This is a genomic window from Pseudomonas sp. CFBP13508, assembly GCF_005233515.1.
GTDB lineage: Bacteria > Pseudomonadota > Gammaproteobacteria > Pseudomonadales > Pseudomonadaceae > Aquipseudomonas > Aquipseudomonas mercuritolerans.
Window position 1 is genome coordinate 44,535 of record NZ_QFZZ01000004.1, and the last position, 21,935, is coordinate 66,469.

Annotated in this window: 21 protein-coding genes; 12 read left to right on the plus strand and 9 right to left on the minus strand. The window is 60.2% G+C overall.

Annotated elements, in window-relative coordinates; all coding sequences use genetic code 11:
* Positions 1-132 precede the first annotated feature (132 nt).
* A complete protein-coding gene (locus PspCFBP13508_RS12315) occupies positions 133-1,431 on the minus strand; it encodes an MFS transporter (RefSeq protein WP_041477332.1) in 1,299 nt (432 codons plus the stop codon).
* Between the two features lie 75 nt (positions 1,432-1,506).
* On the opposite strand from PspCFBP13508_RS12315, the gene PspCFBP13508_RS12320 reads away from it, so the two are divergent.
* Both PspCFBP13508_RS12320 and sthA read left to right on the plus strand, forming a co-directional pair.
* Complete coding sequence (locus PspCFBP13508_RS12320) at positions 1,507-2,553, plus strand: FAD:protein FMN transferase (protein WP_178084488.1); 1,047 nt, start codon at positions 1,507-1,509, stop codon at positions 2,551-2,553.
* Positions 2,554-2,754: 201 nt separating this feature from the next.
* The gene (gene sthA, locus PspCFBP13508_RS12325) at positions 2,755-4,149 is read left to right on the plus strand and encodes a Si-specific NAD(P)(+) transhydrogenase (protein ID WP_039760770.1); all 1,395 of its coding nucleotides are present in this window, start codon (positions 2,755-2,757) and stop codon (positions 4,147-4,149) included.
* A gap of 42 nt (positions 4,150-4,191) precedes the next feature.
* Here the strand turns inward: sthA and PspCFBP13508_RS12330 are convergent, their stop codons facing one another.
* Positions 4,192-4,914, minus strand: a complete 723-nt coding sequence (locus tag PspCFBP13508_RS12330; RefSeq protein WP_008087738.1) for a glycerophosphodiester phosphodiesterase family protein — start codon at positions 4,912-4,914, stop codon at positions 4,192-4,194.
* A gap of 14 nt (positions 4,915-4,928) precedes the next feature.
* Positions 4,929-5,510, minus strand: coding sequence for a PilZ domain-containing protein (locus PspCFBP13508_RS12335; RefSeq protein WP_130909887.1), 582 nt, complete (start codon positions 5,508-5,510; stop codon positions 4,929-4,931).
* Between the two features lie 94 nt (positions 5,511-5,604).
* Here PspCFBP13508_RS12335 and PspCFBP13508_RS12340 point away from each other — a divergent pair, with 94 nt between their 5' ends.
* The 3 genes from PspCFBP13508_RS12340 (at position 5,605) to PspCFBP13508_RS12350 (ending at position 8,854) form a co-directional block, all read left to right on the plus strand.
* Complete coding sequence (locus PspCFBP13508_RS12340; protein WP_137214658.1) at positions 5,605-6,855, plus strand: lipoprotein-releasing ABC transporter permease subunit; 1,251 nt, start codon at positions 5,605-5,607, stop codon at positions 6,853-6,855.
* A gap of 7 nt (positions 6,856-6,862) precedes the next feature.
* Positions 6,863-7,546, plus strand: coding sequence for a lipoprotein-releasing ABC transporter ATP-binding protein LolD (lolD, locus tag PspCFBP13508_RS12345; protein WP_016775477.1), 684 nt, complete (start codon positions 6,863-6,865; stop codon positions 7,544-7,546).
* Between the two features lie 63 nt (positions 7,547-7,609).
* A complete protein-coding gene (locus PspCFBP13508_RS12350) occupies positions 7,610-8,854 on the plus strand; it encodes a lipoprotein-releasing ABC transporter permease subunit (protein WP_125918340.1) in 1,245 nt (414 codons plus the stop codon).
* 97 nt (positions 8,855-8,951) lie between these two features.
* On the opposite strand, the gene PspCFBP13508_RS12355 is transcribed toward PspCFBP13508_RS12350, so the two are convergent.
* Both PspCFBP13508_RS12355 and PspCFBP13508_RS12360 read right to left on the minus strand, forming a co-directional pair.
* Complete coding sequence (locus tag PspCFBP13508_RS12355) at positions 8,952-10,301, minus strand: heavy metal sensor histidine kinase (RefSeq protein WP_137214660.1); 1,350 nt, start codon at positions 10,299-10,301, stop codon at positions 8,952-8,954.
* Positions 10,301-10,981, minus strand: a complete 681-nt coding sequence (locus PspCFBP13508_RS12360; RefSeq protein WP_137214662.1) for a heavy metal response regulator transcription factor — start codon at positions 10,979-10,981, stop codon at positions 10,301-10,303. Before PspCFBP13508_RS12360 ends, PspCFBP13508_RS12355 begins: the two co-directional genes overlap by 1 nt.
* A 166-nt stretch (positions 10,982-11,147) precedes the next feature.
* Here PspCFBP13508_RS12360 and PspCFBP13508_RS12365 point away from each other — a divergent pair, with 166 nt between their 5' ends.
* Positions 11,148-11,681, plus strand: coding sequence for a cupredoxin family protein (locus PspCFBP13508_RS12365; RefSeq protein WP_137214664.1), 534 nt, complete (start codon positions 11,148-11,150; stop codon positions 11,679-11,681).
* 61 nt (positions 11,682-11,742) lie between these two features.
* Entirely contained in the window at positions 11,743-12,573 is an 831-nt protein-coding gene (queF, locus tag PspCFBP13508_RS12370) for an NADPH-dependent 7-cyano-7-deazaguanine reductase QueF (protein WP_130912521.1), read from the plus strand.
* Positions 12,574-12,760: 187 nt separating this feature from the next.
* Here queF and PspCFBP13508_RS12375 read toward each other — a convergent pair whose 3' ends face one another.
* Positions 12,761-13,024: a DUF4404 family protein gene (locus tag PspCFBP13508_RS12375; protein ID WP_016775472.1), complete on the minus strand. Its 264-nt coding sequence runs from the start codon at positions 13,022-13,024 to the stop codon at positions 12,761-12,763.
* Between the two features lie 108 nt (positions 13,025-13,132).
* Positions 13,133-13,753, minus strand: coding sequence for an HAD family phosphatase (locus tag PspCFBP13508_RS12380; protein ID WP_137214666.1), 621 nt, complete (start codon positions 13,751-13,753; stop codon positions 13,133-13,135).
* 199 nt (positions 13,754-13,952) lie between these two features.
* Here PspCFBP13508_RS12380 and PspCFBP13508_RS12385 point away from each other — a divergent pair, with 199 nt between their 5' ends.
* From PspCFBP13508_RS12385 to rssC, 3 genes are all read left to right on the plus strand, one after another.
* Positions 13,953-14,642, plus strand: coding sequence for a VacJ family lipoprotein (locus tag PspCFBP13508_RS12385; RefSeq protein ID WP_122508321.1), 690 nt, complete (start codon positions 13,953-13,955; stop codon positions 14,640-14,642).
* A 344-nt stretch (positions 14,643-14,986) separates the two neighbouring features.
* Positions 14,987-16,171: a two-component system response regulator RssB gene (rssB, locus tag PspCFBP13508_RS12390; protein ID WP_130912523.1), complete on the plus strand. Its 1,185-nt coding sequence runs from the start codon at positions 14,987-14,989 to the stop codon at positions 16,169-16,171.
* A complete protein-coding gene (gene rssC, locus PspCFBP13508_RS12395) occupies positions 16,168-16,650 on the plus strand; it encodes an anti-sigma factor antagonist RssC (RefSeq protein ID WP_003226553.1) in 483 nt (160 codons plus the stop codon). Before rssB ends, rssC begins: the two co-directional genes overlap by 4 nt.
* A 205-nt stretch (positions 16,651-16,855) precedes the next feature.
* Here rssC and tal read toward each other — a convergent pair whose 3' ends face one another.
* Both tal and PspCFBP13508_RS12405 read right to left on the minus strand, forming a co-directional pair.
* Positions 16,856-17,782 (minus strand): transaldolase, encoded by a 927-nt coding sequence (gene tal, locus PspCFBP13508_RS12400; RefSeq protein ID WP_016775468.1) that lies wholly within the window; start codon positions 17,780-17,782, stop codon positions 16,856-16,858.
* A gap of 202 nt (positions 17,783-17,984) precedes the next feature.
* A complete protein-coding gene (locus tag PspCFBP13508_RS12405) occupies positions 17,985-18,941 on the minus strand; it encodes a cellulase family glycosylhydrolase (protein WP_137214668.1) in 957 nt (318 codons plus the stop codon).
* Positions 18,942-19,230: 289 nt separating this feature from the next.
* On the opposite strand from PspCFBP13508_RS12405, the gene PspCFBP13508_RS12410 reads away from it, so the two are divergent.
* On the plus strand, positions 19,231-19,671 hold the full coding sequence (locus tag PspCFBP13508_RS12410; RefSeq protein ID WP_016775466.1) for a low molecular weight protein-tyrosine-phosphatase: 441 nt from the start codon (positions 19,231-19,233) through the stop codon (positions 19,669-19,671).
* A gap of 39 nt (positions 19,672-19,710) precedes the next feature.
* Positions 19,711-21,933, plus strand: coding sequence for a polysaccharide biosynthesis tyrosine autokinase (locus PspCFBP13508_RS12415; RefSeq protein ID WP_110603456.1), 2,223 nt, complete (start codon positions 19,711-19,713; stop codon positions 21,931-21,933).
* Positions 21,934-21,935 lie beyond the last annotated feature (2 nt).

Genomic DNA, 21,935 nt, shown 5'->3' on the forward strand with positions numbered 1-21,935 from the left:
GCGTTTTTGTTTATGGGCCTGTTGGATCTTCGGCGTCCTTGCCGGCCTCTTCGCGAGCAGGCTCGCTCCCACACTGGATCAGTGTCGTTCACAATCTTCTGTGGGAGCGAGCCTGCTCGCGAAAGCATTCTGTCAGGCGCCGCTGGCTACCGAAGCCTGCGCCGTGCGCAACTCATGCCGGTTGCCACGGAACAGCACCAACGTCGCAATCAACCCCAACACCGCCGCGCCGCTGAGCCAGATCCCCGGTGCTGCCTTGTTGTCCAGCACATGAATCAGGTAAGTGCACGCCGCCGGCGTAAAGCCGCCGAACGTCGCCGTCGCCAGGCTGTACGCCAGCGAGAACCCGGTCGTGCGCACTTCCACCGGCATGATTTCGGTCAGCGCCACCACCATCGCGCCGTTGTACGAGCCATAGAGAAACGACAGCCACAATTCGACAATCAGCAAATGGCTGAAGCTCGGATTCGCCACCAGCCACGACAGCGCCGGATACGCCGTCAGGATCGCCAGAATCGTCGCCGCCAGCAGCAGGGGTTTTCGGCCGATCTTGTCGGATACCGCGCCCATCACCGGTAGCCAGAAGAAGTTCGACAAGCCGATGCATACGGTCACCAATAGCGCATCCAGATCAGACAGATGCAGCTCGGCCTTGCCAAACGTCGGCGTGTACGCAGTGATCAGGTAGAACGACACCGTGGTCATCACCACCAGCGCCATACCGGCAATGACGATGCCGAAGTTCTGGCCGATCGAGCGGACGATTTCGCCGAGGGTAGGGCGGTGGGTGCGCGCCTGGAATTCCGGAGTTTCTTCCAGCGAGCGACGGATGAAGAAAATCACCGGCACGATCATACAGCCAATCAGAAACGGCACGCGCCAGCCCCATTCGCCCATTTGCTCCGGACTCAGCCAGTGGTTGAGGCCGACGCCGAGCAGACCGGCGAACACCACGGCTGCCTGTTGGCTGGCCGACTGCCAACTGACGAAAAAGCCTTTACGCCCCGGCGTAGAAATTTCCGCCAGATACACCGACACGCCACCCAGTTCCACGCCCGCCGAGAAGCCTTGCAGCAAACGGCCGAACAACACCAGCAGCGGCGCGGCGACACCGAGCGTCGCGTAGCCGGGCACGCAGGCAATCAGCACTGTACCGGCGGCCATCATCGCTAAAGTGATGATCAGCCCTTTGCGCCGTCCGTGACGGTCGATATAGGCACCGAGGAAAATCGCCCCCAACGGGCGCATCAGGAATCCGGCACCGAAGGTCGCCAGCGACAGCATCAGCGAAGCGAACGCGCTGTCGGTGGGGAAGAAGGTTTTGGCGATGGCCGTGGCGTAGAAGCCGTAGACCATGAAGTCGAACATTTCGAGGAAGTTGCCGCTGACAACGCGAAAGATCGCTTTGCCTTTGCCCGTGGTGGAGGACATGGGAGGTACTCACTGTTCAATTTTGTATAAAGGCGTTGCAGCCATGGGGAAGCGAGCGGGCGCTTGTAGTTCATAATGGCCGCCGTGGTTTTGCGGGGAGATGAAGAATTGTTAACTGGACGCTGGTTGGGGCTTGTGGTCTTGGCGGCGGCTTTGGTCGGCTGCGGCACCGGCGATTCCCTGGAACAGGTTGGCGGTTCGACCATGGGCAGCACCTGGTCGGTCAAGTACGTGCGCCACGCCGGGGTCGCCGATCCTTCAATGGTGCGCGGCGAAGTGCAGGCCATCCTCGGTGAAGTCGATCAACAGCTGTCGACTTACCGAAGTGACTCCGCCATCGAACGTTTCAACGCCTTGCCCGCCGATAGCTGCCAAGCCATGCCGGCAGCAGTGCTCGAATTGGTCCGCATCGGCGAACAGCTTTCAACGCAAAGCGAAGGCTCCTACGACCTGACCGTGGAACCGCTGCTGGACCTCTGGGGATTCGGCCCGCAAGGACGCGAAGAAAAGGTCCCTGATGCGGCCGCTGTGGCCGAGGTCATGCAGCGGGTCGGTCATCAGCATCTGCGCATCGACGGCGAGCGGTTGTGCAAGGACGCCGCCGTCGAAGTCGACTTCAACAGTATTGCCGCGGGTTACGCCGTGGATGCCATCTCCGCCAGATTGCTGGGCATGGGCATTGACAATTATCTGGTCGAAGCCACGGGCGAACTCAAAGCCCGGGGCAAGAAGCCGGATGGTTCCGCGTGGCGCATCGCTCTCGAAGAGCCGCGCGATGACCAGCAAGTGGCCGAGCGGATTATCGATGTTGATGGCTACGGCGTGTCCACCTCCGGCGACTACCGCCACTATTTTCTGCAGGACGGTCGGCGTTATTCCCACACCTTCGATGCCCGCAGCGGGCGACCGGTCCTACACGACCTGGCGTCAGTCACGGTGATTCATCCTTCAGCGCTGATGGCCGATGGACTATCGACGCTGTTGCTGATTCTCGGGCCGGAAAGGGCGCAGGACTATGCCCAAAAGCATGACATTGCTGCATTCTTTGTCCTGCGTGCCGATACAGGTTTCGTCAGCCGCAGCAGTCAGGCATTTACGCAGCTTGTCGGTGAAAAAAACTGACCGAAGACAAGACGAAAGCTGGCGTTGTAGTGCAGGCAAAAGTAGCCTACGACGCGACCAAGGGTTAATGTGCGCGGCGTTGACGCTTCTATAGACTGTGTCCGGGTTCTTCACTGGCCCCCAATTGTTCCTTCGCGCCGCCGTTCGGCGTGATTTAGCCGCCGGTGCTGCTGGCACCGCGGCCTGTTCTGAGGAGTACGCATGGCTGTCTACAACTACGACGTGGTGGTACTGGGTTCCGGCCCGGCGGGAGAAGGCGCGGCAATGAACGCCGCCAAAGCGGGGCGCAAGGTCGCGATGGTCGACAGCCGTCGCCAGGTCGGCGGCAACTGCACCCACCTCGGCACCATTCCGTCCAAGGCACTGCGTCACTCGGTGCGGCAGATCATGCAGTTCAACACCAACCCGATGTTCCGCGCGATCGGCGAGCCACGCTGGTTCTCCTTCCCGGACGTGTTGAAAAGCGCCGAAAAAGTCATTTCCAAACAAGTCGCATCGCGCACCGGCTACTACGCCCGTAACCGCGTCGACGTGTTCTTCGGCACCGGCAGCTTCGCCGACGAGCAAACCATCGAAGTGGTCTGCGGCAACGGTGTGGTCGAGAAGCTGGTGGCCAAGCACATCATCATCGCCACCGGTTCGCGTCCGTATCGCCCGGCGGACATCGATTTCCACCACCCGCGCATCTACGATAGCGACACCATCCTCAGCCTCGGCCACACCCCGCGCAAACTGATCGTTTACGGCGCTGGTGTGATCGGTTGCGAATACGCATCGATCTTCAGTGGTCTGGGTGTGCTGGTCGAACTGGTCGACAACCGTGGCCAGTTGCTGAGCTTCCTCGACTCGGAAATTTCCCAGGCGCTGAGCTACCACTTCAGCAACAACAACATCACCGTGCGTCACAACGAAGAGTACGACCGCGTCGAAGGCGTGGACAACGGCGTGATCCTGCACCTGAAATCCGGCAAGAAGATCAAGGCCGACGCCTTGCTCTGGTGCAACGGCCGTACCGGCAACACCGACACGCTGGGTCTGGAAAACATCGGGGTCAAGGTCAACAGCCGTGGCCAGATCGAAGTCGACCAGAACTACCGCACCTGCATAGAGAACATCTACGGCGCCGGTGACGTGATCGGCTGGCCAAGCCTGGCCAGTGCCGCCCACGATCAGGGCCGTTCGGCCGCTGGCAGCATCGTCGACAACGGTAGCTGGCGCTTCGTCAATGACGTGCCGACCGGCATCTACACCATTCCGGAGATCAGCTCGATCGGCAAGAACGAGCAGGAGCTGACCCAGGCGAAAGTGCCGTACGAAGTCGGCAAGGCATTTTTCAAGAGCATGGCGCGGGCGCAGATTGCCGGTGAGCCGCAGGGCATGCTGAAGATCCTCTTCCACCGCGAAACGCTGGAAGTGCTTGGCGTGCACTGCTTCGGTTATCAGGCGTCGGAGATCGTTCACATCGGTCAGGCGATCATGAACCAGCCGGGCGAGCTGAATACGCTGAAGTATTTCGTCAACACCACGTTCAACTACCCGACCATGGCCGAAGCCTATCGGGTAGCGGCGTACGACGGCCTCAACCGGCTTTTTTGACGGGCTCCGGCCGGTGGCCTGAGCCGGCCGGGGAGACCGATTTCAGCAATTCTCAAGGGTGGCAGTGGCCAAACCGGGAAAGTCTGTAATCAGGCTGTCAACGCCGAAGTCGGCGAGTCTGCGCATCAGCGCAGGCTCGTTGACGGTCCACACCGACACATGCAGGCCCTGACGCTGCGCCTTCTGCAGGCGTTCCGGCGTACACAGCGTCCAGTTCAAGGCGAGAATTTCACAGCCGTAGCTGGCCGCAACCTTCAGCGGGTCAAGCCAGGCATATTCGGCCACAAGGCCGCGCGATACGTCCGGCACCAGATCCAGTGCTGCCTTCAAGACTTCCCGCGAACTCGAAGTGATCGTCACCTTGTCGAGCAGGCCGTGGCGCTGAGCCATTTCCCGAATCGCCAGCACGGTAGTCGCCGCGCGGGTGCGTGAAGCGCTTTTGACTTCCAGCTGCCAGTGCTCGAAATCACATTGCTCGAACAGCTCTTCCAGCGTCGGAATCGGGCACGGCTTGATCCAGCCCGGGCCGCCCTTGCGTGCGTCGTAGGTGACCAATTCGGCAGCGGTGTGCTCGACGACTTTGCCGCGACGGTCGGTGGTGCGCTTGAGGGTCGGGTCATGAATGACCATCAGCTCGCCGTCCTTGGACAGGTGCAGATCCAGTTCGCAGCGGCGTACGCCGTGCTTGAGGCATTCCTGAAAGCTGCTCAGGGTGTTTTCCGGTGCTTCGCCCTTGGCGCCGCGGTGGCCGTAGATGAGGGTCACGGTGCTTCCTTAAGTTAAATGCCAGATTCGTTCTGTTCGCGGGCCAGACGGCGTTCCTGAGCCTGCTTTTGCAAGATGTAGCGCGCGAGCAATTGGCGCTGGGCATCGGTCGGGCGCTCGAACTCGGTGCCGACGTCAAAGCCATCGCCCTTCGGGTCGCAATGGGTGACCCGGGCACGCAGCAGCAGGCCGAGTGCCTGCGGCATCAGCACCAGTTTCACCGACAGGTGTGCGCCGGTGGCAATCGGGGTCGGGTACTGAAAGTCGATCCCGCCCTCGGAGATGATCACCGGCTGCGGCTCGCCGATGTGGCCGAGCACGGTCAGGGCAATGACCTGGCTGAGCAGGTCGATGCGTTTGTTCTGCGATTTGAGGAAAGCGGCGATGGCGCGGTCGCGCTCGCTGATCTGCCGCAACAGGTGCTGCGACTCGAATTCGCTCAGGTGCAGTTCGCTGAGCAGGTTGAAGAGTGGGGAAGCATCCTGCAACACTTCCTGGCCTGCGGCTTCGGGAGCGGACAGGGGCCGAATTTCCAGTGCGATCGTGTCCTCGATACGGTAGTATTCGCGGCGATCTTCTTCATCTAATGTCGACATGGCGAACCCATGGTAGCGGCGGTGGTCTGAGTGTAAAGCTGGTTTTCGACCCCCGCCACAAGGACGTTCCTTTTCCCTCCGAACAAGCCCCGACATGTTCAGACCTCTCTTCGTATTTATCGGCACGCGTTATACCCGTGCAAAGCGTCGCAATCATTTTGTGTCATTCATTTCCCTCACTTCGATGATCGGGCTCGCCCTTGGCGTGGTCGTGATGATCGTCGTGCTGTCGGTGATGAACGGCTTCGACCATGAGATGCGCACCCGCGTGCTGGGCATGGTGCCCCACGCTACTCTCGAGACCGGCGAGCCGATCAATGACTGGCAGAGCCTTGCCGACAAGGTCAAGCAGAACCGGCAGGTGACGGCGGTGGCGCCGTTCACCCAGATGCAGGGCCTGCTGACCAACAACGGTCAGGTTTCCAAGGTGTTGCTCAATGCCATTGATCCTGCGCTCGAGCGCAATGTGTCGATCATCGACAACTTCATGAAGCAGGGCAAACTCGACGACCTGACACCGGGCAGCTTCGGCATCGTCATCGGCGACAAGGCGGTGACCAAGCTCGGCGTCGGCATTGGCGACAAGGTTACGTTCGTTGCTCCCGAGGTCAGTGTGACCCCGGCCGGGATGTTTCCGCGCATGAAGCGCTTCACCGTGGTCGGGATTTTCCATGTCGGCGCCGGTGAGCTCGACGGCTACCTCGGCGTGACCAACCTGCAGGATCTGGCGAAAATGCACCGCTGGAAAGCCGATCAGGTGCAGGGCCTGCGACTGAAGTTCGACGACCTGTTCCAGGCCCCGCGCGAGGCGTGGAACATCGCCCAGCAGCTCGGCGAAGACCGTTACTACGCCCGCGACTGGACCCGTACCCACGGCAACCTGTATCAGGCGATCCGCATGGAAAAAGCCATGATCGGGCTGCTGTTGCTGCTGATCGTCGCCGTCGCCGCGTTCAATATTATTTCCACGCTGGTGATGGTGGTGAACGACAAGAAGGGCGACATCGCCATTCTGCGTACCCTAGGCGCCACTCCGGGCACGATCATGCGCACGTTCATGGTTCAGGGCACGGTGATCGGCGTGGTCGGCACGGCCATCGGCGCGGTGGTCGGGATCCTTGCGGCGCTGAATGTCAGTGCGGCCATTTCGGCGCTTGAAGGGCTGATCGGCCACAAGTTCCTTAATGCTGACGTGTATTTCATTGATTATCTTCCTTCGCAGGTCCAGAGCCAGGACGTCGTCATGGTCTGCGCCGCTGCGTTGGTCCTGAGTTTCCTCGCCACCCTGTATCCCGCCTGGCGTGCCGCGCGCACCCAGCCGGCGGAGGCGTTACGTTATGAGTGAGTCGGGCATGAGTGAACAAGCAATTCTGAGCTGCCGTAACCTGGGCAAATCCTACGAGGAGGGTCCGGAGTCGGTACAAGTGCTGGCCGGCCTGCAACTGGAGCTGCACCCGGGCGAACGTGTAGCGATCGTGGGCAAATCCGGTTCCGGCAAGAGTACCTTGCTCAACCTGCTCGGCGGTCTCGATACGCCAAGCAAGGGCAGCGTCTGGCTCGACGGTGAAGAACTGTCTGCGTTGAGCGAGAAAAAGCGTGGCCTGCTGCGCAATCGCGCGCTTGGCTTCGTTTATCAGTTTCACCACCTGCTGCCTGAATTCACCGCGCTGGAAAACGTCTGCATGCCGCTGCTGATCGGCAAGACCGCCATCCCGGAGGCGCGCCAGCGTGCCACGGCATTGCTGGAGCGCGTCGGTCTCGGCCATCGTCTGGAACACAAGCCGGCGGAATTGTCCGGCGGCGAACGTCAGCGCGTGGCCATCGCTCGTGCCCTGGTCAACAACCCGGGGCTGGTGATGCTCGATGAGCCGACCGGCAACCTTGACCTGCACACCGCCGAAGGCATCCAGGACCTGATGCTGGAGCTGAGCACTTCGATGCGCACGGCGTTCCTGGTGGTGACGCACGACATGAACCTGGCTCGCCAGATGGACCGCGTCCTGCAGTTGCAGGAAGGTTGCCTCACTCCCATCTGACTGGCTGAAACCCGGCGCCCGTAACGGCGCCGGGTCTTTTATTTCTATACGGTGCCCCAGCGAATGTTCAGACCGTTATCGATCTTTATCGGCACGCGCTATACCCGCGCCAAGCGCCGCAATCGCTTTGTTTCGTTCATTTCGATGACCTCGATGATCGGCCTCGCCCTCGGCGTGCTGGCGATGATCGTGGTGCTGTCGGTGATGAACGGCTTTCAGCGCGAGATGAGCTCGCGCATCCTCGGCATGGTGCCCCATGCCACCATCGTTGGCGTCAAGCCGATCGATGACTGGCAGCCGGTGGCCGCCGCCGCGATGAAAAATCCTGAAGTGACTGCCGCCGTGCCGTTCACCGAGATGGAAGGCATGCTGTCCTACAAGGGTTCGATGCAGCCGATCCAGATCAGCGGCGTTGATCCGGCCCAGGAAGGCAAGGTGTCGATCGTTGCCCAGCACATCGTGCAGGGGCGTCTTGATGCCTTGAAACCGGGCGAATTCGGTGTGGTGATCGGTGAGATCACCGCGCGGCGTTTCCGCCTTAATGTCGGCGACAAGATCACCCTGATCGTCCCGGAAGTCAGCACCGCGCCGGGCGGTATCACCCCGCGCATGCAGCGCCTGAATGTGGTGGGCGTGTTCAAGGTCGGCGCCGAGCTGGACGGCTCGATGGGCCTGATTCATGTCGCCGATGCCGCGACCATGCAGCACTGGCAACCGAATCAGGTGCAGAGCGTGCGGCTGGCGGTCAAGGATCTGTACGCGGCACCGAAAGTGTCTGCGGACATCGCCAGTGGCCTTGGCGCCGAGTTCAAGGCTGACGACTGGACCCACACCCAGGGCAGCCTGTTCAGCGCGATGAAGATGGAAAAAACCATGATCGGCCTGCTGTTGCTGATGATCGTCGCGGTGGCGGCGTTCAACATCATCGCGACGCTGATCATGGTGGTGAACGACAAGGGCGCCGACATCGCCATCCTGCGCACGATCGGCGCCACGCCCCGGCAGATCATGGCGATCTTCATGGTCCAGGGCACGGTGATCGGTATTGTCGGCACCATCATTGGCGGCGTGCTGGGCGTGATTGCGGCGCTCAATGTCAGCGAACTGGTCGGCTGGGTCGAGCGCGTGACCGGCCAGCATATCTTCAGTTCGGACGTGTATTTCGTCAGCAACCTGCCTTCGGAACTGCAGGGCGGCGATGTGCTGTTGATCTGCTCGGCGGGATTCATTCTGAGTTTTCTGGCGACGGTGTATCCGGCGTGGCGGGCGGCGAAGATCGAACCGGCGCATGCATTGAGATACTCGTAACCTTTAGACCGCCTTCGCGAGCAGGCTCGCTCCCACGGTTGGAATGCATTTCCCTGTGGGAGCGAGCCTGCTCGCGAAGGGGCCGGACCTGCTGGCCTCAGTTCTGCTTCGGTAACTGGATCACAAACCGCGTAAACCCCACCTCCGATTCGCAATGAATCGTCCCGCCATGTGCCCGCACGATCGACTGGGTAATCGCCAGCCCCAACCCCGCATGCTCACTGCTGCCTTCCTGCCGCGCCGGATCCGCTCGATAGAAGCGGTCGAACAGACGTGGCAGTAATTGCGCGGAAATACCCTCGCCACTGTTCTCGACGCGGACGCGCACGGTTTCCCCCTCGTCGACGATGCTCAAGCGCACATAACCCTCGGCCGGGGTAAACCGCAGTGCGTTATCCAGCAGGTTCGACAAGGCCCGGCGCAACATGCCGCGATCACCTTCGATTTGCGCCTCACCTTCACGGCTAAAACTCACGCCAGCGTCTTCCGCCAATGGCGCAAAAAACTCCAGCAACATGTCAGCTTCATCCGCCAGCTCCAGCGGTTCGCGCTTGGGCATCAGCAAGCCGTGGTCAGCCTTGGCAAGGTAGAGCATGTCGTTGACCAGTTGCGCCATCCATTGCAGTTCTTCGAGGTTGCTGTGCAGCGCTTCGCGGTAGTCCTCCAGTGCGCGTGGGCGGGTGAGGGTGACCTGGGTGTGGGTCAGCAGATTCGACAACGGTGTGCGCAGTTCATGAGCGATGTCGGCGGAGAATGCCGAGAGGCGCTGAAACGAGTCGTCGAGGCGTGCGAGCATGGCGTTGAAGCTGTGGGTCATTTCCGCAAGCTCTGGTGGCATCTTCTCTTCAGGCAGTCGGGCATTCAGCGATTGCGCGGAAATCCCACGGGCCACTGCGCTCATCCGCCGCAACGGGCGCAGACCGCTGCGCGCCGCCCAGGCCCCGAGCAGGGCGGTAGCTAGCGCTGACAGGCCGACGGTCAGCCAGATCAGATGCTGCATGCGCGTAAGAAAATGCTGGTGATGGGTGATGTCCAGCAGCAGCGTCAGTTGTGGCGAATCCGCTGCGTCCGGGTAGAGCGGGGCGCGCAGCACGCGGTAGTCGGTGCCGTCATGGCTGATGGTCGACAGGCCTGTTTGCAGCGGCAGATTCTTCGGAATCTGCACCGAGCTGTCGTACCAGTGCTGCCCGTCGCCACTGGTGATGCGCAACGACAGATCCGCCTGCCGGTTGAGTTCATCGGCCAGCCGCGCCTCGCGCTGCGCAGGTTGGAGATCCTGCAAGGCGCGGCGCAGGCCGATCAGTTTCGTCTCCAGTTGTTGCTGATCGAGTTCGATGAAGTGCGCCTCGCTGGCGCGGTCGAACAGCACCCCGGCGAACAGCGAGACTACCGCAGTGCAAGCGGCAAACAACAGTGCCAGGCGCGTGCTCAAGGACCAACGACGCATCACAGCGAACGCTCTTCGAGCACGTAACCCATGCCGCGCACGGTGTGGATCAACTTGTTGGGGAAGTCATCGTCGATCTTCAGGCGTAAACGGCGGATCGCCACTTCGATGACGTTGGTGTCGCTGTCGAAATTCATGTCCCAGACCTGCGAGGCGATCAGCGATTTGGGCAGGACTTCACCCTGACGGCGCAGGAGCATTTCCAGCAGGGCGAATTCCTTGGCGGTCAGGTCGATGCGCTGGCCGCTGCGTTCGACCCGGCGGCGGATCAGATCCAGGCGCAGATCGGCCAGTTGCAGACTGGTTTCCTGGGCGATCGCGCTGCCGCGCCGCAACAGGCTGCGCACCCGCGCGAGCAGCTCGGAAAAGGCGAACGGCTTGACCAGATAATCGTCGGCGCCCAGTTCGAGGCCGTGAACCCTGTCCTCCACGGCGTCTTTGGCGGTGAGAAAAAGTACCGGCGTGTCGAGGCCGGCGCTACGCACCGCTTGGAGAATCTGCCAGCCACTGCGCCCGGGCAGCATTACATCGAGGATCAACAGCGCGAAGTCACCGCTCAAGGCCAATTGCTGGCCGCTGATGCCGTCAGCCACCAGCTCGGTATTGAAACCGGCCTCGGTGAGGCCCTGACGCAGGTATTGGCCGGTTTTCGCTTGGTCTTCGACGATCAACAGTTTCATGGGCGACTCGGGCGGGTTCGGGATGAAAAAGGGCGAGGGCGTTATACCGTGAGATCAGGCGATAAGCGCCAAGCTGACAAACTTGTAATGTGCCTGTCAGGTCGATGCCAGCGCAGGGTAGTTAGAGTTTCCCACAGGCTGAACCTTATCTTGTTGGAGCGTGACCATGTTTTTTCGCACATCCTTAACGGTGGCGGCTTGTCTGCTGGCATTGAGTTCGCCAGTTTCGGCGACGCCGGCGCATACCTTCGCCTTCGGCCAGCCTGCAGCGGCGAGCCAGGCCACGCGGACTATCGAAATCGTCATGGGCGACATGAACTTCGACCGGAAAGCCATACAGGTCAAGGCCGGTGAGACGGTTCGCTTTGTGCTGGTGAATAAAGGCCAGTTGCTGCACGAATTCAACCTCGGTGATGCGGCGATGCATGCCAGTCACCAACAGGAAATGTTGCAGATGCAGCAAAGCGGCATGCTCACGCCGACAGGCATGAAAGAAATGTCCCACGACATGGCGGGCATGGATCACGCAGCGATGGACCATGGGATGAGGCACGACGATCCCAACAGCGTGCTGGTCGAGCCGGGCAAAACCGCGGAGTTGACCTGGACCTTCAGCAAGGCCACGGCGCTCGAGTTTGCCTGCAATATTCCCGGGCATTATCAGGCGGGCATGGTCGGCAAACTGACAGTCAGTCAGTAAGCACTCAAAGGCGCGGGCAAAGGCTGGTAGAATCCGCTGATTCTTCAGTCAGGTTTCCGCCATGCATCCCGCAGCCGAACATTCGCCGCTGGGCAAATCCAGCGAATACATCGCCACTTACACGCCGTCCCTGCTGTTCCCGATTCCGCGCACCGCGAAATGGGCCGAGCTGGGCCTGACCGCCGAAACCCTGCCGTATAAAGGCGTGGATTTCTGGAACTGCTTCGAGCTGTCGTGGCTGCTGCCCTCGGGCAAACCGGTGGTGGCGATCGCTGAATTCAGCATTCCGGCGGACTCGCCGAATATCATCGAATCGAAGTCGTTCAAGCTCTACCTCAACTCGCTGAACCAGACACCGTTCGCCGACGTCGCCACTTTGGAAGCGACGCTGGTCAAGGATCTGTCCGCCGCTGCCGGCAAACCGGTGGGCGTGCGGGTGCGCAGTCTGAAAGACGTGGAAGCTGAAGGCGTGGTGGCGTTGCCGGGCGTGTGCATCGATGATCTGGATATCAGCGTGAGCAATTATGAGCACCCGCGTCCGGAGCTGCTGCGTTGCGACAATTCGCGCGTGGTCGAGGAGAGCGTGCACAGCCATCTGCTGAAATCCAACTGCCCGGTGACCAGCCAGCCGGACTGGGGCAGCGTCGTGGTGGAATATCGCGGCGCGGCGCTGGATCACGCCAGCCTGCTGGAGTACATCGTCAGCTTCCGCCAGCATTCGGACTTCCATGAGCAATGCGTGGAGCGGATTTTTCTTGATCTGCAGCGGTTGTTGAAGCCGGAGAAACTCACGGTGTTTGCGCGCTATGTGCGCCGGGGTGGGCTGGATATCAACCCGTATCGCAGCACTGAACAGGTGCAGCTGCCGAATCACCGGCTCGTACGTCAATAAAGAAACGGAATGTGCGATATCCCTTGTGGGAGTGGGCCTGCTCGCGAATGCGGTGGTTCATTCGACGATGATGTCCACTGACACGACGCCTTCGCGATCAGGCTCGCTCCCACAAGGGCTAGCATGCACATTTTGCAAATGAAAAAGCCCTGCCATCGCTGGCAGGGCTTTTTTGTGCGGCGGGGCGTCAGATGCCCATGCTGCCCAGCGTATTCATGATATTGCGCAGGGTGCCGGCGATCGCCGGGTGTTCGACTTCGAAGCGCTCGACCGCCAGGTTCACGCCGTCGGCGATGCTCGCGTCCTGGGTGGCAGTTTCCAGCTGGATTTCCGATTCGATCTGCGCCATCAGCGCATGCAGATCCTCACGCTCGGCTTCCGACAGCGGTGGATTGTGTTCCAGCTGCTCGCGCAGGGTATCGAGCTGTTTTTGCAGTTCTTGGGCGGGCATGGTGGTTTCCTTTTATCAATAGGCACTGGCATTGACCGCAGCCACGCGCCAAAGGTCTGTGGCTGACCTTTAGATTAATCCACTCTCGGTAAACCTGCATGACGCCGGTCAGGGCTTTTCGCCTTTGGCGCGGCGCAAGCTGATGTCGGCGAGGCAGGCGTCCAGTTCGCCGAGATGATCGATCACCGAATGCACACCCAGGCCGAACAACTGCACGGTTGCCTTGCCGCGCAACTTTTCGCGTTCCTTTTGTGACAAAGCCTGCCACTCGCTCGGGCTCAGGCCGCATAGCGAGCCGCAGGACGCCAGGCCAATCGTCCAGAGTCCGGCATTCAGGCCGGCCTGTAACAGGCGCGGCTCACCACTGACCAGCACGCAGCCGTCGAGGCGGTCGATGTTCAAACTCATCAACGCCTGCCAGCACGCGTTGGGCGCTGGCCATGGATTCATTGTTGCTGAATGTTGCGTCGGTTTGATCCAGTCTGGCAGCGAGGCGGCCAGTGGCTGAGCGAGGGCAGCGGGCAATTCGTCGAGCCACGCGCAGGGAATTCCCTGGCGCTGCAAACTTTTCAGGCTATCGAGTGCGCCGGGTGTAGTTTTGGCATGTTCCGGCTGGGCGTTGAGCTGTTGCGCGGCGCGGGCACCGAAATCCACCAGGCAACCGCTCAGGCCGAACAGCACGGCAGTCAGGCCGGGCGCGGCGACGGGCAAGGTTTCGGCGTGAGTCATGGCAACGTCCCTGAAATAACGCTCAAGACTAGGGCGCGCGGGTGACAGTTGCATGACAGGCGGGTGAAAGCCTGCGTAGGAAACTTCCTGCATATCCTTGCAGCGGCGCACTGCCCAAATCGCCGTTTACGCTTATACTAGCGGCCTTAATGCCCGGGCCGAGAGGACCGCGCCAGTATCGAATCCAAGGAGTTTTTCTATGCGCTGGAGCCCTTCGCTCACTCAGCTAAGTGTATGTGCCAGCCTGTTGCTGGCGCCGTTCGCCACCCAGGCGGCCACCGAAGAAGACCCTTGGGAAAGCGTCAACCGGCCGATTTTCCAGTTCAACGACTTCGTTGACACCTACGCGCTGAAGCCACTGGCGCAGGGTTATGAGTTCATCACCCCGCAGTTCGTTGAAGACGGCATTCACAATATGTTCCGCAACGTCGGTGATGTGACCAACCTGGCGAACAACATCCTCCAGGCCAAACCGGCTGCAGCGGGCGTTGATACCGCCCGACTGATTTTCAACACCACCTTCGGTCTGCTCGGCTTCTTCGACGTCGGCACCAAGATGGGCTTGAACCGCAGCGACGAAGACTTCGGTCAGACCCTCGGTTACTGGGGCGTGGGCAGCGGCCCGTACGTGATGTTGCCGCTGATGGGGCCGAGCACCCTGCGTGACGCACCTTCGAAATACGTCGATAGCTTCACCGGCCCGTACCGCTACATCGACCACGTGCCGACGCGTAACTCGATCTTCGGCCTGAACATCGTCGACACCCGCGCCAGCCTGCTGTCGAGCGAGAAGCTGATCAGCGGCGACAAATACACCTTCATCCGCAACGCTTACCTGCAGAACCGCGAGTTCAAGGTGAAGGACGGTCAGGTCGAAGACGATTTCTGATTTCGACCGGCGACAGAAAGGCGACCCTCGGGTCGCCTTTTTTGTCCGCGCCAGAGCGTCGCCTGCGACTGCCGCTACCTTCCATCGGGTTACCGTGGGAGCGGTTCTTATAACTCCCGGTGATTTGACAAACAAAGTCGTCAAGCGACAATCGGCGCATGCTTGAAACGCTCTGCGGATGGGAGTACCGTCTGCGCCTTAGAAGGGCACCTCTGTTTAAAACCGCGAGCCAGGCGAATGCTTGAAAGCGCTGTAACAGAGAGGCTAGAAAGCGAATCCAGTAGTCTGCGCAGGGCCGTTGCCCCGCTCACTACGCCAACCTAATTCTGGCGCCGTTTGCCCACATGCCAAAAACCAGTGCCACGCTGCTGATAATCGATGATGACGAGGTAGTGCGCGCGAGCCTCGCGGCCTATCTGGAAGACAGTGGTTTCAGCGTCCTGCAGGCCGGCAACGGTCAACAGGGTCTTCAGGTATTCGAGCAAGACGAGCCCGATCTGGTCATCTGCGATCTGCGCATGCCGCAGATGGGCGGTCTCGAACTGATCCGTCAGGTCACCGAGCGCTCACCGGAGACGCCGGTGATCGTGGTCTCGGGTGCCGGGGTGATGAACGACGCGGTCGAGGCCCTGCGCCTGGGCGCTGCGGATTACCTGATCAAGCCTCTCGAAGATCTGGCTGTGCTCGAGCATTCCGTGCGCCGGGCCCTGGATCGTGCGCGGCTGCTGCTGGAAAACCAGCGCTACAGCGAGAAGCTGGAAAAGGCCAACCGCGAGCTTGAAGCCAGCCTGAACCTGCTCCAGGAAGACCAGAACGCCGGTCGCCAGGTGCAGATGAACATGCTGCCGGAAAGCCCGTGGAGCATCGACGAATTCAATTTTGCCCACCAGATCATCCCGTCGCTGTACCTGTCGGGTGATTTTGTCGACTATTTCCGCGTTGACGAACGCCGGGTCGCGTTTTATCTGGCGGATGTTTCCGGGCATGGCGCGTCATCGGCCTTCGTCACCGTGCTGTTGAAGTTCATGACCACGCGTTTGCTCTTCGAGTCGAAACGCAGCGGTACCTTGCCGGAGTTCAAGCCTTCGGAAGTGCTCGGTCATATCAACCGGGGGCTGATCAGTTGTAAGCTGGGTAAACACGTCACAATGGTCGGTGGAGTCATCGACGAGGAGACCGGTTTGTTGACCTATAGCATCGGCGGCCATCTGCCTTTGCCTGTGTTGTACACGCCTGACAGTGTTCGTTATCTCGAAGGCCGTGGCCTGCCGGTGGGGCTTTTCAATGAAGCCACCTACGAAGACCACGTGCTTGAGCTGCCGCCGACGTTCAGCCTGACGCTGATGTCTGATGGCATTCTGGACCTTTTGCCGGAAGCAACGCTCAAAGAAAAAGAGGCTGCTTTGCCCGAACGGGTGAAGTCAGCGGGCGGCAGCCTGGATGGTCTGCGGCAAGTGTTTGGTTTGGCCACGCTGGGGGAGATGCCGGATGATATCGCCCTGTTGGTGTTGAGCAGGAATCTTCAATGAGTACCGGTAGAATCCAGTTCGCCGAGCAGGACGGCACCTTCGTCCTGAAGTTCGTCGGTGAAGTTCGCCTGACCCTGTGTTCGGCGTTGGATGCGACTATTGAGAAAATCTTCACCGCGCTGAATTTCAACGCGATCGTGATCGATTTGACCGAAACCCGCAGCATCGACAGCACCACCTTGGGCCTGCTGGCCAAACTGTCGATCCTGTCGCGGCAGAAGGTCGGCCTGTTGCCGACGGTTGTCACCACCCACGAAGACATCACTCGGCTTTTACAGTCGATGGGCTTCGAGCAGGTGTTCAACATCGTCAACCACCCGGTGCCGTGCCCGGAGTGCCTGGACGACCTGCCGGATCAGGACCAATCCGAAGAAGTGGTGCGAATCAAGGTGCTGGAAGCGCACAAGATTCTCATGGGCCTGAACGATTCCAATCGTGAAGCGTTTCATGATCTGGTGAATGCGCTGGAGCGGCATTGATTCAGTGAATTGAGGATGCATGGGCCGGCCTCTTCGCGAGCAGGCTCGCTCCCACAGAATCTTTATTCGACACACAATCGAGATCACTCACAAATCCCTTGTGGGAGCGAGCCTGCTCGCGAAGGCGGGCACTACCGATTTCCAACAGCCACAAAAAAGGGCGAACCCTCACAGGTTCGCCCTTTTTGCATTCTACAGACTCAAATCAGAGCTTGGCCTGCAACAACGCTTCCAGTTTTTCCTGGTCGCGGGCGAACTGACGGATGCCTTCAGCCAGTTTCTCGGTGGCCATCGCGTCTTCGTTGGACAACCAGCGGAATTGCGCTTCGTTGAGGCTCAGACGCGCTTCACCGGCATTGCCCGGCGCCAGTTTGCGTTCCAGCTTGCCGGTGTCGGCGGCCAGCTTCTCCAGCAGTTCCGGGCTGATGGTCAGGCGATCACAGCCAGCCAGTTGTTCGATCTGGTTGATGTTACGGAAGCTGGCGCCCATGACCACGGTCTTGTAGTCATTGGCCTTGTAGTAGTTGTAGATGCGCGTCACCGACTGCACGCCAGGATCATCGGCGCCGGTGTAGTCGTTGCCGTTGGCCTTCTTGTACCAGTCGTAGATACGGCCCACGAACGGCGAAATCAGGAACACCCCGGCGTCAGCGCAGGCGGCCGCCTGGGCGAAGGAGAACAGCAGGGTCAGGTTGGTCTGGATGCCTTCCTTCTCGAGGATCTCGGCGGCGCGGATGCCTTCCCAGGTCGAGGCGATCTTGATCAGCACGCGGTCGCGGCCAACGCCGGCCTTGTCGTACAGCTCGATCAGACGATGCGCACGCTTGAGGATCGCATCCTGGTCGAAGGACAGGCGCGCATCCACTTCGGTGGAGATGCGGCCAGGAACCACGTTGAGAATTTCCTTGCCCACTGCGACGCCGAAACGGTCGCTGGCCAGGCCGACATCGCCCTTGCAGTCGCGAACGCAATCGTTCAGCAGTTCGGCGTAACCGTGAATGGCCGAAGCCTTGAGCAGCAGGGAAGGGTTGGTGGTGGCATCGGTCGGTTTGACTCGGGCGATCGCTTCGAAGTCGCCGGTGTCGGCAACCACGGTGGTGAACTGTTTGAGTTGTTCCAGCTTGGAAGTCATGGGCGTGCTCTATCCTATGGGTCTGAAGACATTACCCGAGCGCTGACGGGCACTCAAGGGTGCATTCGTGGATCGATGGCCCCGGTGGCAACAACCTGAAAACGATTGTTTGAAAGGTGGGGCGCGGTGTCGCTGAATACGATGCCAAAACAGCCCACAGGTTCAAAGCAACCGACCTGTGAACAGGCCGGTTGCCCATGTCCTACTCAGCGTTCAACACACCTTCCACGGACAACCGTGCCGGTTTTGGCTGACCGTCAGAGGTGAGAAAGCCGAAGTTCTTCTCGCGATCGTTGCTGCCCGAATCACTGTTCCGCCATTCATAGATAGAGGTCAGGGGAATATTCAGGCGTTTAACGTCGGTAATAAACGCGTTGATCTTGGTCGCTTGCCCTTCAGGACCGCCGTTGGAGGCGAGGGCCGAAACCCCCCATTCACTGATGACCCCCGGCAGATTGAAGTTCTGCTGGATGAAGGTCTGTGCGTTGCTGATCTGCGTGGCGGTCATGCCGTAAGGGTGATAGGAAACGGCGTTGAGGCACTTGGGGTAATCGCTGACGATACTTTTCATCGCCACCGTCGACGCCGAGCCGGCGCTTGGCGGCCGGGCGAAGCCGAAGCCGACCCGTGGCGTCGCCTGCGGCTGACCTTCGAAGGCCTTGCACATGCCGGCCATGAACGGCACGAAGGTGGTGTCGAAATTGCGCGTCGGCCAATAGGTTTCCAGGTCCGGTTCGTTCCATATTTCGATCGCTACCAGTTGCGAGCTCCAGGATTTTTCCAGCCCGGTCACGGTGTTGGCGAACTTAGCGCCGGCGGCGTTCAGCTCTTCGGGCGAAGTGGCCGGCAGTGCCTTGATCGCGCGCACCGTCAGCAGTACTGGCAGCCCGGCGGAAGCGGCGGCGGCGAAGGCGTCGCTGACCTGTTTCTGATACGTCTTGGCGGTGAGGCTGTCGCTCCACACGCCGAAGCGCACAAAGCTGAAGCCGGCGGCCTTGATTTGCGCGGCATCGGCGGCGGTGAAGCTCTGGATTTTCACCTGCACGCCGATGGTTTTTGCTGGAAGGTTGGGGAACAGCTCACTGGCGTGAACCTGGCTTGCGGCACCAAGCGCCATCAGGGCGAGGGCGGCGAGTTTATTGCGCTGTGCTGTTTTCATGTCTGCTCTCCTGAAGAGAATGACAACTACGAATATTTATCCCGTTACTCAATTTCCGATAACGGTGATGGCACTAAGTGCGCGAATGTTATTTTTTGTCAGGAAAACAGCAACTGAAAATCACAGTTATTTTTAGTCCGCTAATAGTGGTTGGGGCGGCTTAAAACGCTGTGGTACTTAATGTTCCTGTACTAACAGGGCGAAGCTATTTCTGAGTGCAGGAAAGTCGTGAGGGTTCATTAACTTTCGCGACATGTTGGCTGTTTGATATTACACAGGAAAGCAAGACTTGTTCAAAAAGATCCTCGTTGTCTGCGTGGGCAATATATGCCGAAGTCCGACGGCCGAACTGCTGCTGCGCAACGCGCTGGGCCCGTCCGCCATCACCGTGTCCTCAGCCGGCCTGTCCGCCCGCGTCGGCGAGGGCGTGGAGGCCTCGGCGCGGCAGGTTCTCGAAGAGCACGGGCATTGCGCCGAGGCCTTCAAGGCGCGGCAACTGACTTCGGACATCGTCAATGACTCGGACCTGATCCTGGTCATGGAAAAGGCCCACGTCAATCAAGTGCTGAAGATTGCCTCGCACGCCAGAGGCAAAGTGTTTCTGCTCGGCAAGTGGCAGAGCGAGCGCGAAATACATGATCCGTATCGTCAAGGCAAAGCCGCGTTTATTCATGCCCACGCATTGATTGAAGATGCTGTTAGTTCATGGGCGAAGCGTCTCGGGCATTGATGAATCTTCTTCAGAACAGTAAATGGTAAGAACAGACTTATGCAGTTACCGTCCGTAATCGGCACCCGCGACAATGATCAAGACAGTATTGATCTGCTCGGCATCTTCGGCAGCCTGATCGACCAGAAGTGGCTGATCGGCGCGCTGACCGGTGCCTTCATGGTCACCGGCGTCGCCTATGCGGTTCTGGCAACGCCGGTGTACCTGGCGAACGCGCTGGTGCAGGTCGAACCGAAAAAGAACGACATGCTCGGTTTCTCCGACCTCAACAGCATGCTCGGCGGGCAATCGCCGTCGGTGACCGAAATCGGCATCATCAAATCCCGCGCGGTGATCGGCAAAACCGTTGACGACCTGCGCCTGGATATCGACGTCACCCCCAACACGTTCCCGTTGATCGGCGGCTTCCTTTCGCGGCGCTATCGCGGTGACAGCGAGACCAGCGTCGCGCCGCCGCGTTTCGGTTTGAACAGTTATGCCTGGGGCGGCGAACGTCTGGAATTCAATCGGCTGCAATTGCCGAAAGACCTGCTCGGCAAGAAACTCACCCTGATCGCCGGCGAACAGCAGCGTTTTCAACTGTTCGATGAAAACGACAATCTGCTCGCCGAAGGCGTGGCCGGCGAAGCGTTTGCCAACGACGGCGTAGAAGGGCAGATCGCGCACTTGTCGGCCAACCCCGGAACGCGCTTTCAGGTGGTGCGCAATCCACGCATCGTGACCATCCAGGGCTATCAGGACGCGCTGGATATCTCCGAACAAGGCAAGGAGTCGGGGATCATTCGTCTGGCGCTGGCCAGCTCCGACGCGGCCGAGGCGGTGAAGATCCTCAACAAGATCGCCTCGCTCTACGTCGAGCAAAACGTACGGCGCACTTCGGCGGAAGCCGCGCAGAGCCTCGCGTTTCTGCAAAGCCAGTTGCCCCAGGTCAAGCGTGATCTGGCCAAGGCCAGCGACGCCTTGAATGCCTACCAGACCCACGGCAAGACCGTGAACATCTCGCTGGAGACCCAGTCGGTGCTGGGCCAGTCGGTGGCGCTGGAAACGCGCATCTCCGAGCTGAAAATGCAGCAGGCCGAACTCGATCGCAAGTTCACCAAACAGCACCCGGCCTATCGCGCCTTGATGACGCAGATCGGCGAGCTGACCCAGCAGCAGAAATCTCTCGAGGGCAAGGTTCAGGACTTGCCGGCCACTCAGCAGGAATTGCTCAACCTGACCCGCGACGTCGAGGTGGCTTCGCAGATCTACACGCAGTTGCTGAACAAATCGCAAGAACTGGACATCGTCCGCGCCGGGGCCGTCGGCAACGTGCGCCTGATCGACACTGCCGATGTCGACCTGACCAATCCGATCAAACCGAAGAAACCACTGATCGTGCTGATCGCGACATTGCTCGGCGCGTTTGTCGGCGTGGCGCTGGTGCTGCTGCGCAAATCCCTTAGCCGAGGCCTTGAAGGTCCAGAAGGCATCGAGCAGTTGGGCCTGCCGGTTTACGCGTCGATTCCCTACAGCGCCTTGCAGGAAGAAGAGGACAACAAAAAGGGCCGCGCCCGCGACGGCGTCGACAAGCCTGCGTACCTGCTGGCGCTGCGCAACCCGACCGATCTGTCGATCGAATCGATCCGCAGCCTGCGCACCTGCCTGCACTTTGCCGGGCTCGATTCGACCAACAACCGCATCATGATTTCCGGGCCGAGCCCACAGGTCGGCAAGACCTTCGTCTCGTCCAACCTCGCGGCGGTCATGGCCCTCAGCGGCCAGCGCGTGGTGCTGATCGATGCCGACATGCGCAAAGGGCATCTGCACAAAACCCTCAACACGCCGATCAGCAATGGTCTGTCCGACCTGCTGGTCAAGCGCTGCACCCTTGAGCAGGCGATCAACAAAGTCGAAGTCGACAACCTGCATTTCATCAGCCGGGGGCAAGTGCCGCCCAATCCTTCCGAGCTGCTGATGCACGCCAACTTCCGCGAGCTGCTGGCCGAACTCAGCGAGCGCTACGACCTGGTGATCATCGACACGCCGCCACTGCTGGCAGTGACCGATGCCGCCATCGTCGGTCGCGAGGCCGGCATCAGCCTGATCGTCACCCGCTTCGGGGTGAACCCGGCCAAAGAGATCGAACTGACCATTCGCCGCTTCGCCCAGAACGGCATCGAGTTGAAAGGCGCGGTGTTCAACGGCGTCGAGAAGCGTGCGGCCAGCTATTACGGCGGCACTGGCTATTACAACTACGAATACGCGTCCGACAAATCCTGATG